Origin of the sequence: Streptomyces sp. NPDC049687, assembly GCF_044465285.1 — a bacterium.
Taxonomy (GTDB): domain Bacteria; phylum Actinomycetota; class Actinomycetes; order Streptomycetales; family Streptomycetaceae; genus Streptomyces.
The window spans coordinates 1-13,160 of the sequence record NZ_JBITLN010000033.1; the positions used below are offsets into that span (position 1 = coordinate 1).

Genomic DNA, 13,160 nt, shown 5'->3' on the forward strand with positions numbered 1-13,160 from the left:
ATGTCGCAGTCCACACCAGGCCAGAAGGCCCTCACCCATTTCAAGATCCCTCAGCCGAGACCTGCGTCACCAACCTCCGTGGACAGAACACCTAGAGCGGCAGTACCTCCGCCGCGCTCGCCGACGTCACCTCGACGGATCCGGATGGTGCGGGGACCGCCGGCAGCAAGGGCTCCGACTCCTCCAGGCGCTGCTGCGGCAGCGAAACCGAGCGGAGCTGACGCGGCCCCGACACCACCGTGTAGTCCTGCCCCAGGAACGGCGGCACGATCTGCCCCGGGTCCTCGCCGAGCGCCAACTGCACAGCGGCCCAGGGGGCGTTGACCCCGCACAGGGACAGCTGGTGCAGTCCGCCGGCGGGACGCGTGTTGACGTCCATCAGCACCGGCTGCTCGCCGAACATCCGGAACTGGATGTTGGAGAGGTAGTGCAGTCCGAATCCCTCGGCGATGCGCCGGGCCGGCTCCAGCCACTGCTCGTGCAGTGTGAAGCCGCGGCGGCGGCCGTTCTTGCTGCGGCCGATGGCCATCCGGAGGTGGTTGTCCGGGCCGGTGAGGCAGTCCACGGACACCTCCGGCTGCTCCAGACGTGGCATGACCAGCCAGTCCACGCCCTCCTCGGCCTGCTTCAGCGCCTCGACCACCAGGTCCAGCTGGACGTACGGGGTCGGGAATCCGGTGAGGTGCATGAGCGAGAAGGGGGCGCGCGTGATCACGCGGAAGCCCACGCCGCCCGCCCCGGACGCCGGCTTGAAGCAGGCCTTGTACCCGGCCTCCTCCAACTCCTCGACGGCGGCGACGAGTTCGTCGGCGTTCCGTACGCGGAACCATGGCGGCACGGGCACGCCGATCGCCTGGACCGCCTCGTAGGCGATCACCTTGTCCTCGAACACGGCCACGGCCTCGGGTGTCGGAGCCAGCAGCGCCGTACCGATCGCCTCGAAGTCGGCGCGGTGCGCCACGACGGCCGCCTGCTGGAGCCGGGGCACGAACACGTCGATGCCGCGGCGCTGGCACTGGTCCAGGGCGTACTCGACGTACGCGGCGGGGGACAGGCCCTCCGGCTCCAGGTCGGCGGTGTCGGCGGCGGCCAGCACGGGCGAGTCGGCGTCGCCGTGCGTCGCATGGATCTCGACCGCGCGATCGCTGGGATTTCTCCGCAGCTGATCCATGAAGAACACGTTCTCCGCGTACGTGCGGTTGAGCCAGACGCGTACGCGAGAGACCATGCGAGGCCGCCTTTCACGGTTCGCGGGCAGGGCAAAGCGGGCCCGTGCCCGGGCAGGGGGAATGGAGGGTCACCAAACCGCCCTGCTGAAGGGGCTTCCATGGCGGTGGTGTTGGGGCGATCATACGGCTTCCCGTGGGTGCCGCGTGCAACACGCGTGTTACGGATTTTCTGATCTTGTTCACGAATGTCGGCGGGTCGGGTAATGGCCTGACCCGCCGGTAACCGCACCATCGCGCTCGGCGACCGGGTGTGGCCTTGTCCCCGGCCCCCGAATGTGTTGTCGTGGTGACCTTCGTGGGTTCGTGAACGGGGGACACAGGGTGACGTCGACGGCCGGTGATGCCGGACAGCTGCTGGCCATCAGCGATCTCCATATCGGCTATCCCGACAACCGTGCCCTGGTCGAGCGTATGGCGCCGCGGACGGACGACGACTGGCTGCTGGTGGCCGGGGACGTCTCGGAGAACGTGGCCGACATCGGCTGGGCCCTGAAGACCCTCGCCGGCCGCTTCCGCAAGGTGGTCTGGGCCCCCGGCAACCACGAGCTGTGGACACACCCCTCCGACCCCGTCGCCCTGCGCGGGGTCGCCCGCTACGAGCACCTGGTCGACCTGTGCCGCGACCTCGGGGTGACCACGCCCGAGGACCCCTACCCGGTGTGGGAGGGCCCGGGCGGCCCGGTGGCCGTGGCGCCGTTGTTCCTGTTGTACGACTACTCGTTCCTGCCGGCCGGCTGTACGACCAAGGCGGAGGGACTCGCGTACGCGGAGGGCACCGGCATCGTCTGCAACGACGAGTACCTGCTGCACCCGGACCCCTACCCGACCCGCGAGGCCTGGTGCCGGGCCCGTGTCGCCGAGACCGAACGCAGACTCGCCGAACTCCCTGACGATCTGCCCGTCGTCCCCGTCAACCACTATCCGCTGCACCGTCACCCGATGGACGTGCTCTGGCACCCCGAGTTCGCCATGTGGTGCGGCACGGAGCTGACCGCCGACTGGCACCGCCGCTTCCGGATCGCGGCCATGGTCTACGGTCATCTGCACATCCCCCGGACCACCTGGCACGAGGGGGTCCGCTTCGAGGAGGTGTCGGTGGGATACCCGCGCGAATGGCGCAAGCGGTCGCAGCCGCCCGGCCGCCTGCGCCGCATCCTGCCCGCCGAACCGGAACCGGTGACGCCGCACGGGCCGGGGGCGGAGGGCGAGGGCCGGTGATCGAGGAGCTGCTGCCGGACTCCGTGGTGGCCGTCGAGGCCTTCGGGGAGGAGGGCGTCCGTGAGTTCGGGGACGCGCCGCTGTACCCCGAGGAGGAGGCGCTGGTGGTCCGCGCGGTCGCCAAACGGCGCCAGGAGTTCACCGTCGTACGTTCCTGCGCCCGGCGCGCGATGGAGAAGCTCGGTGTGCCCCCGCAGCCCGTGCTGCCGGGCGAGCGCGGTGCCCCGCAGTGGCCGGACGGCCTGACCGGCAGCATGACCCACTGCGACGGCTACTGCGCCGCCGCCCTGGTCCGCGCCGCCGATCTGGCCTCCCTCGGTGTCGACGCCGAACCCCACCAGCCGCTCCCGCAGGGCGTTCTGCCGGCCGTCGCCCTGCCCGCCGAGGAGGAGCGGCTCGGCCGGCTGAGCGCGGAGCGGCCCGAGGTGCACTGGGACCGGCTGCTGTTCAGCGCCAAGGAGTCCGTCTACAAGGCGTGGTTCCCCCTCACCCGGAAGTGGCTGGACTTCACCGAGGCCGACATCGACGTCTCGGCCGGCCCCGACGGGCAGGCCGCCGGCACCTTCCGGGCCCGCCTCCTCGTCCCCGGACCGGTGGTCGGCGGGCACCGGCTCGGGCACTTCGACGGCACCTGGACCGTCCAGCGGGGGCTGGTGGCCACGGCGGTGACCGTCCACCACGTCTGAGACCGTCTCACCGGTCCCCGCTGTGGACCTGCGGCCCGGTGGCGGCGCCCTGGTGCCGGCTGTACGGACGCGCGGTCACGGCGCGGGGCACCAGCTGTGCAGCAGCCTGAAGAACTCCTCCTCGTTCCCCGCGAGACCCGCCTCCGCCAGGGCCCGCTCCGCCTCGGCCAGCACGGCGGGCGGGACCATCGGCGGCAGCCGGTCGTGCGGCGGGCCGGAGGCGTCCCCGTGAGCCCCGCCGGACTCGTCGCCGAAGGCGGCCCGTACGGTGTGCAGCAGCCGCAGATAGGCCTGGACGGCGGTGCGCTCGCGGTCGGTCAGTACGGCAGTGGGCATCGGTCGGCTCTCCCCGTGTCGGCGTCGTCTCCCACGCGCCGCCTCGGCGCGTACGCCGCCCCCATGACGGCGCACCTCCCAGCTTGCCGCCCACCACTGACAATCCGGCCCCGGCACCCCCCGGTTCGCCCGCTTAGCGGAGGCGAAACCTGCCGGAAAACCTCCTGGAGGAAAGGGCTCTTACCCTGGGGAAAAGCGCTTTCGGCAATCTCCTTGAGCCACAGGGGACGGCCACAGACGAGGGCCACAGGTGACGGCCACAGGACACGGGAGGTGAGCGGTTGGCCGACGTCCCGCAGCGGCGCCCGGCGCGCGCCGCACGACTGCGCCCGGTGGGCGACCCGGAGCCGGAACTGCGCTACCGGGTCGTGCACGGCTACCGGCGTGCCTTCCGCATGGCCGGCCAGGGCCCGGCGCTGGTCCTGATCCATGGCATCGGGGACTCCTCGGCCACCTGGGCCGAGCTGATCCCCCGCCTCGCCCGCACCCACACCGTCATCGCCCCCGACCTCCTCGGGCACGGCGCCTCCGACAAGCCCCGGGCCGACTACTCGGTCGCCGCGTACGCCAACGGGGTGCGCGATCTGCTCACCACGCTCGGCATCGAGTCGGCGACGCTGGTCGGGCACTCGCTCGGCGGGGGAGTGGCGATGCAGTTCGCCTACCAGTTCCCCGAGCGCACCGAGCGGCTCATCCTCGTCAGCGCCGGCGGGGTCGGCCGCGAGGTCACCCCCGCCCTGCGGCTGGTCTCCCTCCCCGGTGCCCATCTGGCGCTGTCCGCGCTGCGGTTGCCCGGCATGCGCCTCCAGGCAGGACTGGCCATCCGCCTGATGAAGCTGCTCGACACCGATCTCGGCCAGGACGCCCCCGACCTGCTCAACCTCGTCGACGCCCTGCCCGACGAGACCTCGCGCAACGCCTTCATCCGTACCCTGCGCGCGGTCGTCGACTGGCGCGGGCAGGTGGTGACCATGCTCGACCGCTGCTATCTGACGGCCGGCATGCCCACCATGCTGCTGTGGGGCGACCGGGACAGCGTGGTGCCGGTGCGGCACGCGTACGGCGCACACGAGGCGATGCCCGGCAGCCGGCTGGAGATCTTCGAGGGCGCCGGCCACTTCCCGTTCCACAGCGACCCCGCCCGGTTCAGCACGCTGGTGGAGGAGTTCACCCGCACCACGGCCCCGGCCGACTGGAGCCGCGACCGATGGCGCGAACTCCTGCGCGAGGGCCGCCCGGGAGGGCACCCGGGCATGCCGGAGGGTGCCGTACGGGATCTGCGGGAGGCGAGCGAACGCAGCGCGACCTGACCGCCGTACACGACCGTGGGGAGGATCAGCCCTGGGGGCCCAGGTACCCCAGCGACGCCTCGATGCGGCCCGCGAGGTGGTCGCGGCCGCGGCCGCGCGGGGACGAACCCGCGAGCCAGGCACGGCACTTGCTGGCCAGCAGCAGGCCGAAGCTCTCGGCCTCCTTCTCGTCGGACAGGTCGAAGCGGGTGCGCGCGGCGACGCTGCGGACCGTCGCCTGGAGGTCCGCTCCGTCGTGGAGTAAACGCGCCGCGACGGACGCGCCCTCGACGTGGTGGCCGCAGTGGCCCGCGTTCATGTGCCACAGTTCGTGCCCCAGGATCACCAACTGGTGGTCGGGCGCGGTGCGTTCCTCGACGACGACGAGGTCCTGGTCGGCCATGTCGAGCCACAGCCCGCTCGCCGTTTCGGCGGGGAAGGCCGCCGTACGGAAGTGGACGGGGCGGCCCCGGCGTCTGCTCATCCCGGCGCACAGCGCGGTGTACAGGTCGGCCGGCGCGGCGGGGGCCGGCAGGGTCAGTTCGGAGACGAGTTCGCCGCACAGGCGGCGCATTTCCCTGGCGATGCCCACTGTTCTCCCCCGGATCACGACTCGGGCCGCTTCACGCTCTCCAGGAGCATGTCCAGCCACTCCGCGACCTTGTCCCGGTGCTGGTCGGTGGGCAGCTGTGCCGCCCGCCAGGCGATGCCGCGCACGCCGTGGTCCTGCAGCAGCCGCTCCAGCGGGTCCTCGGCGGCCGCGGCCGCCTCCCGCGCGGCGAGCTTCTGCAGCAGCTCCTGTTCGGTGTGCTGGAGGGCGCCCGCGAGGGCCTCGGGGTCCTCGGCCGTGAGGAAGCCGGCGTGGACCCGGAAGAACCGCTGGATGGCGTCGCAGTGCTCCATCGTGGGGCGGCGGTCGCCGTTGATGAGGGCGCCCGCCTGCTGACGTGACATGCCGGCGCCGTCGGCGATCTCCTGCTGGGTGTATCTGCGGCCGTTCGGCTTGAGCCGGGTGCGGCGCAGCAGGTCCAGGCGCTGCAGGAAGCGGGCCTGGACGTCCGGTTCGCCGGCCGGGCGGCCGCTCAGCAGGGCCTTGACCACGGACTCCGGGACACCGGAGGCGACGGACAGCCGCCCGGTGTCGAAGACCTCCGCGTGCGGCACGCCGAGCCGGTCGGCGAGTTGGGCGACTCGGACGACGACGGCCGACAGCAGCACCGTCGCCGTGGCGCCCGCAACCTCGAAGCCATCCGACACCGACAGGTCTCCTACGTCTCTCACGTCCCTCTCACAGGCGCGAGGAATCGCCGTGAACTGCGTGGAGGGTAACGGGTGTTTCGAACTCACATCCAGGTCTCGCCACAACTGTGGCCTATTTCAGCCGTCAACGAGCATGGAATGCCACGATAGTTGACACCTCACCTTCCCGGGCAGCAGGATCGGGGCGCCGCGTGAAGGCGGCTCAGGCAAGAGGGGTGACCTCCCGATGGCGTTTCAGGCAGGAGGGCAGCGGTCCGCACCGCGGCCCGTCCCCGAGAGTCCCGAGGCCCAGGCGTATCTCCAGGACTACGCCGTCTACTTGGAGGCAGTTCCCTTCCCGTCCGTCGTTCTCGACCACCGCTGGGACGTCGTTCTGGCCAACACCGCTTTCGAGACACTTTTCCGGGACGTGAGCCCGCATCCGACGGCCCAGCCGGGGGACAACTTCCTCCGGTTCGTCCTCTTCCACCCGGATGCGGCGTCGGTCCTCGGCGATCACGAGTCCAGCTGGTGCCTGCCGATGCTCGCCTGTTTCGCGGCGGCCGTGGAGCGCCACGGGCACGACACGGGGCTGCAGGCGATCCGCCGGGAGATCGCCCAGGATCCGATCATGGAGGCCGCCTACCGGCAGGGTCTTCCGCACTGGATCCGCGCGGTCGGCGAGGGCGCCGTGGAGCACGACGGGGCCGTCCGGCCGCTGCACCACCCCGACCCGCGCCGGGGCAGCACCCAGTGCCGTATCGTCGGCGACACTCCCAGGACTCTGCAGGACATGGGATACACGCGGTTGACCATGGTGCTGCGCGAGCCCCGTCCGGCGCCCGCGCCCCGCAGGCCCCGCACCGCCCGGCGCACCGCGAGCCACCTCAGCGTGGTTCCCGCCCCCCGGGCCTGACCGGGGCACCGTCGGCGTTCAGGTCGCCGACGGCGCCCCGGTCGGCGGGAAGCCGCCGGTCCGCGCTCACCTGCGCTCGCGTCGGGCACGCCTCCGCCGGTCCGCCGCCACCCGTCCTTCCGGCGGGCGCGCGCCCGTGGCGCGGCGTGCAGGAAACGGGGCGGCGGACGACCCGGCCGCAGCAGGCACCGGTGGTGAACCTGATCGTGGCGGTGCTGGTGCTGCTGTCCGTGATCCCGATCCACGTCGCCCAGCGGCTGTCGGCCGACACGGTGACGGAGAGCAGGGTCCAGTGCCGCCTCGGCCGAGGTGCCTTCCAAGGAGCGGCGTCCGGTCGGCGAGTGCGTGCCGGACACCGCGGCGGGGCGAACCCCGGCTGACGCGGCACTAAAGGTCCTTGCCGACCGCGTCCCGAGGTGTCCCCGGCTTCTCGTCCCGGGGCGTTCCGCGCTTCGCCGCCTGGATCTGCTCGTAGACATGGGTGCGCAGCTCGGCGAAGCGCGGGGCGACGCGGGTGTGCAACTGGTCCCGCTCGGCCGGGAGATCGACCTTCAGCTGCTCCTGGACGACCGTGGGGGAGGCGGACAGGACGACCACCCGCTCACCCAGGTAGACGGCCTCGTCGATGTCGTGGGTGACGAACAGGATCGTGATCCCGCGCTGCCGCCACAGACCCCGCACGAGGTCCTCCAGATCGGCCCGGGTCTGCGCGTCCACGGCGGCGAACGGCTCGTCCATCAACAGGACCCGGGGCTCGTAGGCGAGCGCCCGCGCGATCGCGACCCGCTGCTGCATACCGCCGGACAGCTGCCACGGATAGGCGCCGGCGGCGTCCGCGAGTCCGACCGACTCCAGCGCGTCGGTCACCAGCTCCCGCCGCCGCGTCTTGCCCAACCCCTTCTGCTTGAGGGGTAGTTCGACGTTCTGGCCGACCCGCATCCACGGGAAGAGGCTCCGCCCGTACTCCTGGAACACGAACGCCGTCCCGGGCGGCGGGCCTGTTACCTTCCGCCCCTCGAGGAGGACCTCGCCGGACGTGGGCGTGAGCAGTCCGCCCATGCACTTCAGCAGGGTGGTCTTGCCGCAGCCCGACGGCCCGACCATACAGACGAGTTCGCCCGCCTCGACGGTGAAGGTCAGGTCCCGTACCGCCTCGACCCGGCGTCCGGAACCCTCGTAGACCTTTCGCAGACCGCGTATGTCGAGCATGGACCGCCCTTTCACGAGGGTCACGGGGACCGCCGGGTGGATGCGCGCAGACCGTGGTACCAGCCGAGCACCCGCCGCTCGACCACCTGGAAGAGGACCGAGAGGACAAAGCCGAGCAGGCCGAGCACCAGGATGCCGGTCCACATGCCGGGGATGGCGAAGCCCCTTTGGAACTGCACGACGGTGAAGCCCAGCCCGTTGCTCGCGGCGAACATCTCGCTGATCACCATCAGGATGATCCCGATGGACAGCGCCTGGCGCAGGCCCGCGAAGATCTGCGGACTCGCCGACCTCAGGACCACGCTTCTCAGCCGCGCGAGGCCGGTGATGCCGTACGACCGTGCCGTCTCCGCCATCACCGGGTCCACCGCCCGTACACCCTCGACCGTGTTGAGCAGCACCGGCCACACACAGCCGCTCGCGATGACGAGGACCTTCATGGTGTCGCCGATTCCCGCGAACAGCATGATCACCGGGACCAGCACGGGCGGCGGCACCGCCCGCAGGAACTCCAGCACCGGCTCGCACACCGCCCGCACCCAGCGGTACGACCCGATGACCGTGCCCAGCGCGACCCCGACGACGGCGGCCGTTGCGTAGCCGCCCGCGAGCCGCAGCACGCTCGGCCGTACGTCCGTGCGCAGCCGTTCGCCCGTCCACACGTCCGGGAAGGTCTTCACGATCGTGCGCAGCGGAGGCCAGTAGACGTCGGTGCTGCCGTCGGAGGCCAGCCACCACACCACGACCAGCACGGCGGGCAGCGTGAGGACGAACAGCAGCCGCAGCAGCAGGCGTCTCACACCGCCACCTCCCCGCGCACCGACTGGTGCCAGGCGAGCGCGTGCCGCTCCACCGTCCTGACGCCCACGTTGATCAGCAGTCCGAGGACACCGGTGACGACGATCAGCGCATACATCTCCGGCACCGCCTGCGAGGTCTTCGCCACCGCGATGCGCGCGCCCAACCCCGGTGCGCCGATGACGAGTTCGGCGGTGATCGCGAGGATCAGCGCGACCGCCGCGGCGAGCCGCACGCCGGTCATGACGTACGGCAGCGCGGTCGGCCACAGCACGTGCCGGATCCGCGCCCAGGTGCCGAGGCCGTACGACCGCGCCGTCTCCTCGGCGACCGGGTCGACGTCCTGGATGCCGTACAGGACCTGGATGAGGACCTGCCAGAAGGCGGCGTAGACGACGAGCAGGAGGACCGAGCGCAGTTCGGTGCCGTAGAGCAGGACGGCCAGCGGGATCAGGGCGACGGACGGAATCGGGCGCAGGAACTCGATCGTGGAGGCCGTAGCCTCCCTCAGATGGGGGACGACGGAGATCAGCACTCCGGCCACGATGCCCGCGCCGACCGCGATCGCCAGGCCCAGCGCCCAGCCGGTGAGGGTGTCGCCGAGCGCGGTCCAGAAGGCGGAGTCGGCGAGTTCGGCGCCGAGGGCGTCGGCGACACGGCTCGTGGGCGGGAAGTAGGCCTCCTTGACCAGGCCGAGCCGCGGCACCGCCTCGCCCAGGGCGAGGAAAGCCGCGAGCCCTGCCGTACCGAGTACGGCGTTCGCGCCCCTCACGGCAGCAGCTTGTCCAGGTCCGGGGCCGCCTTGAAGAGCTTGTCCTGCTCGCCCAGCTTCTCCAGCGCCTCGATGGAGGAACGGTCGGCCTCGGCGGGCCACTTGGGCAGTGTCACCTGCGCCAGCACCGAGGCCGGGATCTTGGTGTAGGTGGTGACGATCCGGCGGACCTCGTCGGGGTGGGAGTCGGCGTAGGCGAGGGACTGCGCCGTGGCCTCCTGGAACCTCTTCACCACGTCCGGGTTCTTCTGCTCGTACTGCGTCGAGGTGAAGTACATGGCGACGGTGAGGTTCGGCGCCACGTCCACCAGCGGCGAGGCGATCTCCACACCGCCCTGGCTCTTGACGGTCGCGAGCGCCGGTTCCACCACCATGGCGGCGTCGATCTGCCCGCTGTCCAGGGCGGCCGGCATCTGGTCGAAGGCGAGCTCCACGAACTTCACCTTGTCCGGGTCACCGCCCGCCTTGCGCACCGACTCGCGCACCGCGGTCTCGTTGATGTTCTTCAGGGTGTTGATGGCGACCTTCTTGCCCTCCAGGTCCTTCGCGGACTTGATCGGGCTGCCCTTCTTCACAGTGATCGCCCCGAAGTCCTTCCCCTGCACGCCGGTCGAGGCGATGCCGTTCGAAACGGCCTTCACGGGAACGTTGTTGGACTGGGCCACCATCAACGACGTCGTGTTGCTGAAGCCGAACTGGAACTGGCCGCTGACGACCCCCGGCACGATCGCCGCACCGCCCTGCGCGGTGGTGATCGACAGCTTCAGGCCGCGCTTCTCGTAGAAACCCTGTTTCACGCCGAGGTAGACGGGCGCCACATCGACGATGGGGATGAGCCCCAGTTCGACGGTCGTGACCCCGCCGGACGACGAACTTCCGCCGGACGCCCCGGAGTCGGACGAGCCGCAGCCCGCCGTGGCGAGCAGTAAGGTGCCGGCCGCGAGACCGGCGAACAGACGACGCATGGCTCCCCCTGTGCAGAGACAACGGTGTTCCGACAGGCTGTGCGCACACCGCACAGTAGTGCTCAACTGGCGTGCAGGGAACGTAGATCGTGCCGTCCGGCGGGTCAATGGTTTTGGCTGACGAAATTGTTGACAGTCTGGCCGGCGGGCTGCTGCGCGCTCACAGGTCCAGGACGAGCTTCCTCCCCTTGCACCGCGACACACAGATCATCATCGTCTCCCCGGCCTCCCGCTCCTCGTCCGTGAGCACGGAGTCGCGGTGGTCCGGGGCGCCCTCCAGTACGTCGGTCTCGCAGGTGCCGCAGGTGCCCTCGGTGCAGGAGTAGAGCACCTCGACGCCGGCGGCGCGCACCGTGTCGAGGACGGAGACGCCGGGTGCCACGGTCAGCGTACGGCCGCTCTGTGCGAGCTCGACCTCGAACTCGGTGTCCTCGCCCGCCGGTTGCTCCTTGGGCTGGAACCGCTCGACGTGGAGTGCGCCGGACGGGCAGCGCTCCTCCACCGCGTCGAGCAGCGGGCCGGGGCCGCAGCAGTAGACCAACGTCCCTTCGGGCAGGTCGTCCAGCACCGGGCCGAGGTCGAGCAGGCCGGTCTCGTCCTGCGGGGCGACGGTGACCCGGTCGCCGTACCCGGCCAGCTCCTCCGTGAACGCCATGGAGTCGCGGCTGCGCCCGCCGTACAGCAGGGTCCAATCGGCGCCGGCCGCGTCGGCCGCCGCCAGCATCGGCAGGACGGGGGTGATGCCGATGCCGCCCGCGATGAAGCGGTACCGCGCGGCCGGGCGCAGGGCGAAGTGGTTGCGGGGGCCGCGCACCCGCACCTTGTCGCCCTGCCCCAACTTCTCGTGCACATGGGCGGATCCGCCCCGCCCGTCCGGCTCCCGGAGTACCGCGACCCGCCACGCCGTTCGGTCGGCCGGGTCGCCGCACAGCGAGTACTGGCGCTCCAGCCCCGGACCGAGGACCAGGTCGACGTGGGCGCCCGGCTCCCAGGCCGGGAGCGGCTCGCCCAACGGGTGGCGCAGGGTGATGGCGAGCACGCCGTCGGCGGCGAAGTCCCGGCGCTCGACGACGAGTTCGGCTTCGTACGCGTCGCTCATGAGGTGCTTCCTTGCGGCTCGTGATCCTGCTCGTGCCCCGCCTCCGGTGCTGGCCGGTGTTCCGGCCGGTGTCCTTCGGGGTGCCCGAGCATCCACTCCCACATCTCGATGGGGTCCTGGGCGGTGTGCTCGGCGCCGCAGTGACAGGTGCCGTGCAGGACGTCGGTGCCCGGCAGCCAGTCGATGCGGTAGATCTCGCCCGTCGGGCTGCTCACAGGACCTGCTCCACCGGCTTGTCGCCCTCCTCGACCAGCCGGGCGAGGATACGGCGGGCGGCCAGGCCGCCGGTGTCGATGTTGATGCTCAGCTCCTGGTAGCCGGCGCGTTCCGAACCGAGCGTCCTCTGCAGGAGGTTGAGCGCGTCGACGTCCTGCATGACCACCGTGTGGTTGTTGCTCCGCAGGAACTCGGTGACCTCGTCGTCGTCCGTCGCCCAGTCCCGCGAGACCATCCAGAAGTCGTACACCTTGCCGTCGGAGGACGGGGTGATGGCGTACGTGATCTCGGTGTGGAAGCCGTTCGGGTCGCTGCCGTCGGCCTCGGGCAGGACACCCACCGGGGCGATGCGGCTGTGCAGCAGGTACAGGCAGGGGGCGTGGTACTCGATGTCCTGCCAGCGGGTGATGCGGCCCTCGATGCCGGTGGAGCGGGCGTAGAACGGCGGGCACTCGGCGTCGTCCATGTGCCGGCTGACCCGCACGATGCCGGCGCCCTCGTCGACCTCGGTGGTGATCGGCGTCTCGGCGACCTCGGGGGTGCCGATGTAGCCGCCGTGCAGATACGTCTCGTGGGAGAGGTCGAGGAGGTTGTCGACGAGCAGACCGTAGTCGGCGTCGATGGGCTCCATGCCGCGGACGGTGGTCCAGCCGGGGGCGTCGAGGTGGCGGGCGCGCGGGATGGTCTGCGGGTCCGCGAGTGCCGGGTCGCCGATCCACACCCACACCAGGGCGTCCTGTTCGACGACCGGGTAGGCGGTGACGCGGGCGGTGCGCGGGACGCGCTTCTGCCCCGGCACGTACACGCAGGCGCCGGTCGTGTCGTACGTGAAGCCGTGGTAGCCGCACACGATGCGGTCGCCGTCGAGCCGGCTCTCGGAGAGCGGGAACCGGCGGTGGACACAGCGGTCGTGCAGCGCGACGGGCGTGCCGTCCTCCTCGGTCCGGTAGAAGACGAGCGGCTCGCCGAGGATCGTCCGGCCGAGCAGCTCCTCCCGTCCGACCTCGTGGCTGTAGGCGGCGACGTACCACTGGTTCCTGGCGAAGGCGGTCGTGTGAGGCATGGGGTTCCCGTCCCTGTCGGCGGGGCGTCGTCGCCCCGCGTGCCGTGGTTGGAACCAGGGTCGTGAGGCTTGCACCGGCTCGGCAAGACAGCTTCTGCCAGGCGGAAGGACTTCTGTAAAGAGGC

The 13,160-nt window shown here is 71.2% G+C and carries 15 protein-coding genes and 1 pseudogene; 5 read left to right on the forward strand and 11 right to left on the reverse strand.

All coding sequences use genetic code 11. The annotated features are described in order from the left end of the window. Positions 1 to 91 precede the first annotated feature (91 nt). Positions 92 to 1,228, reverse strand: a complete 1,137-nt coding sequence (locus ACIBVL_RS42900; RefSeq protein ID WP_399106672.1) for an ATP-grasp domain-containing protein — start codon at positions 1,226 to 1,228, stop codon at positions 92 to 94. A gap of 322 nt (positions 1,229 to 1,550) precedes the next feature. Here ACIBVL_RS42900 and ACIBVL_RS42905 point away from each other — a divergent pair, with 322 nt between their 5' ends. Both ACIBVL_RS42905 and ACIBVL_RS42910 read left to right on the forward strand, forming a co-directional pair. Further along, positions 1,551 to 2,447 carry a metallophosphoesterase family protein gene (locus ACIBVL_RS42905; protein WP_399106674.1) on the forward strand — a complete coding sequence of 299 codons (897 nt, stop codon included), beginning with the start codon at positions 1,551 to 1,553 and terminating at the stop codon, positions 2,445 to 2,447. Beyond that, a complete protein-coding gene (locus ACIBVL_RS42910) occupies positions 2,444 to 3,133 on the forward strand; it encodes a 4'-phosphopantetheinyl transferase (RefSeq protein ID WP_399106676.1) in 690 nt (229 codons plus the stop codon). The genes ACIBVL_RS42905 and ACIBVL_RS42910 overlap by 4 nt, the downstream gene beginning before the upstream one ends. Positions 3,134 to 3,208: 75 nt before the next feature. On the opposite strand, the gene ACIBVL_RS42915 is transcribed toward ACIBVL_RS42910, so the two are convergent. After that, the gene (locus ACIBVL_RS42915) at positions 3,209 to 3,469 is read right to left on the reverse strand and encodes a hypothetical protein (RefSeq protein ID WP_399106678.1); all 261 of its coding nucleotides are present in this window, start codon (positions 3,467 to 3,469) and stop codon (positions 3,209 to 3,211) included. A gap of 281 nt (positions 3,470 to 3,750) precedes the next feature. Here ACIBVL_RS42915 and ACIBVL_RS42920 point away from each other — a divergent pair, with 281 nt between their 5' ends. After that, on the forward strand, positions 3,751 to 4,779 hold the full coding sequence (locus ACIBVL_RS42920; RefSeq protein WP_399106680.1) for an alpha/beta fold hydrolase: 1,029 nt from the start codon (positions 3,751 to 3,753) through the stop codon (positions 4,777 to 4,779). A gap of 25 nt (positions 4,780 to 4,804) precedes the next feature. Here the strand turns inward: ACIBVL_RS42920 and ACIBVL_RS42925 are convergent, their stop codons facing one another. Together ACIBVL_RS42925 and ACIBVL_RS42930 are read right to left on the reverse strand one after the other, a co-directional pair. After that, a complete protein-coding gene (locus tag ACIBVL_RS42925) occupies positions 4,805 to 5,332 on the reverse strand; it encodes a toxin-antitoxin system, toxin component (RefSeq protein WP_399106720.1) in 528 nt (175 codons plus the stop codon). 32 nt (positions 5,333 to 5,364) lie between these two features. Continuing rightward, positions 5,365 to 6,015: a helix-turn-helix domain-containing protein gene (locus ACIBVL_RS42930; RefSeq protein ID WP_399106682.1), complete on the reverse strand. Its 651-nt coding sequence runs from the start codon at positions 6,013 to 6,015 to the stop codon at positions 5,365 to 5,367. Positions 6,016 to 6,244: 229 nt separating this feature from the next. Here ACIBVL_RS42930 and ACIBVL_RS42935 point away from each other — a divergent pair, with 229 nt between their 5' ends. Next, positions 6,245 to 6,913: a hypothetical protein gene (locus ACIBVL_RS42935; RefSeq protein ID WP_399106684.1), complete on the forward strand. Its 669-nt coding sequence runs from the start codon at positions 6,245 to 6,247 to the stop codon at positions 6,911 to 6,913. Positions 6,914 to 7,083: 170 nt separating this feature from the next. Beyond that, positions 7,084 to 7,203, forward strand: a pseudogene (locus tag ACIBVL_RS42940) (ABC transporter permease); the annotation flags it as partial. Between the two features lie 97 nt (positions 7,204 to 7,300). Here ACIBVL_RS42940 and ACIBVL_RS42945 read toward each other — a convergent pair. The 7 genes from ACIBVL_RS42945 to ACIBVL_RS42975 all read right to left on the reverse strand — a co-directional run bounded on the left by ACIBVL_RS42945 (position 7,301) and on the right by ACIBVL_RS42975 (position 13,035). Next, entirely contained in the window at positions 7,301 to 8,122 is an 822-nt protein-coding gene (locus ACIBVL_RS42945; protein ID WP_399106686.1) for an ABC transporter ATP-binding protein, read from the reverse strand. A gap of 20 nt (positions 8,123 to 8,142) precedes the next feature. Continuing rightward, complete coding sequence (locus ACIBVL_RS42950; protein ID WP_399106688.1) at positions 8,143 to 8,922, reverse strand: ABC transporter permease; 780 nt, start codon at positions 8,920 to 8,922, stop codon at positions 8,143 to 8,145. Next, the gene (locus tag ACIBVL_RS42955; RefSeq protein WP_399106690.1) at positions 8,919 to 9,692 is read right to left on the reverse strand and encodes an ABC transporter permease; all 774 of its coding nucleotides are present in this window, start codon (positions 9,690 to 9,692) and stop codon (positions 8,919 to 8,921) included. The genes ACIBVL_RS42950 and ACIBVL_RS42955 overlap by 4 nt, the downstream gene beginning before the upstream one ends. Beyond that, on the reverse strand, positions 9,689 to 10,657 hold the full coding sequence (locus tag ACIBVL_RS42960; RefSeq protein ID WP_399106692.1) for an ABC transporter substrate-binding protein: 969 nt from the start codon (positions 10,655 to 10,657) through the stop codon (positions 9,689 to 9,691). Before ACIBVL_RS42960 ends, ACIBVL_RS42955 begins: the two co-directional genes overlap by 4 nt. Before the next feature lie 160 nt (positions 10,658 to 10,817). Continuing rightward, positions 10,818 to 11,756, reverse strand: a complete 939-nt coding sequence (locus ACIBVL_RS42965) for a PDR/VanB family oxidoreductase (protein ID WP_399106694.1) — start codon at positions 11,754 to 11,756, stop codon at positions 10,818 to 10,820. Next, complete coding sequence (locus ACIBVL_RS42970) at positions 11,753 to 11,971, reverse strand: hypothetical protein (RefSeq protein WP_399106696.1); 219 nt, start codon at positions 11,969 to 11,971, stop codon at positions 11,753 to 11,755. Before ACIBVL_RS42970 ends, ACIBVL_RS42965 begins: the two co-directional genes overlap by 4 nt. Continuing rightward, on the reverse strand, positions 11,968 to 13,035 hold the full coding sequence (locus ACIBVL_RS42975) for a Rieske 2Fe-2S domain-containing protein (protein ID WP_399106698.1): 1,068 nt from the start codon (positions 13,033 to 13,035) through the stop codon (positions 11,968 to 11,970). Before ACIBVL_RS42975 ends, ACIBVL_RS42970 begins: the two co-directional genes overlap by 4 nt. Between the last annotated feature and the right edge of the window lie 125 nt (positions 13,036 to 13,160).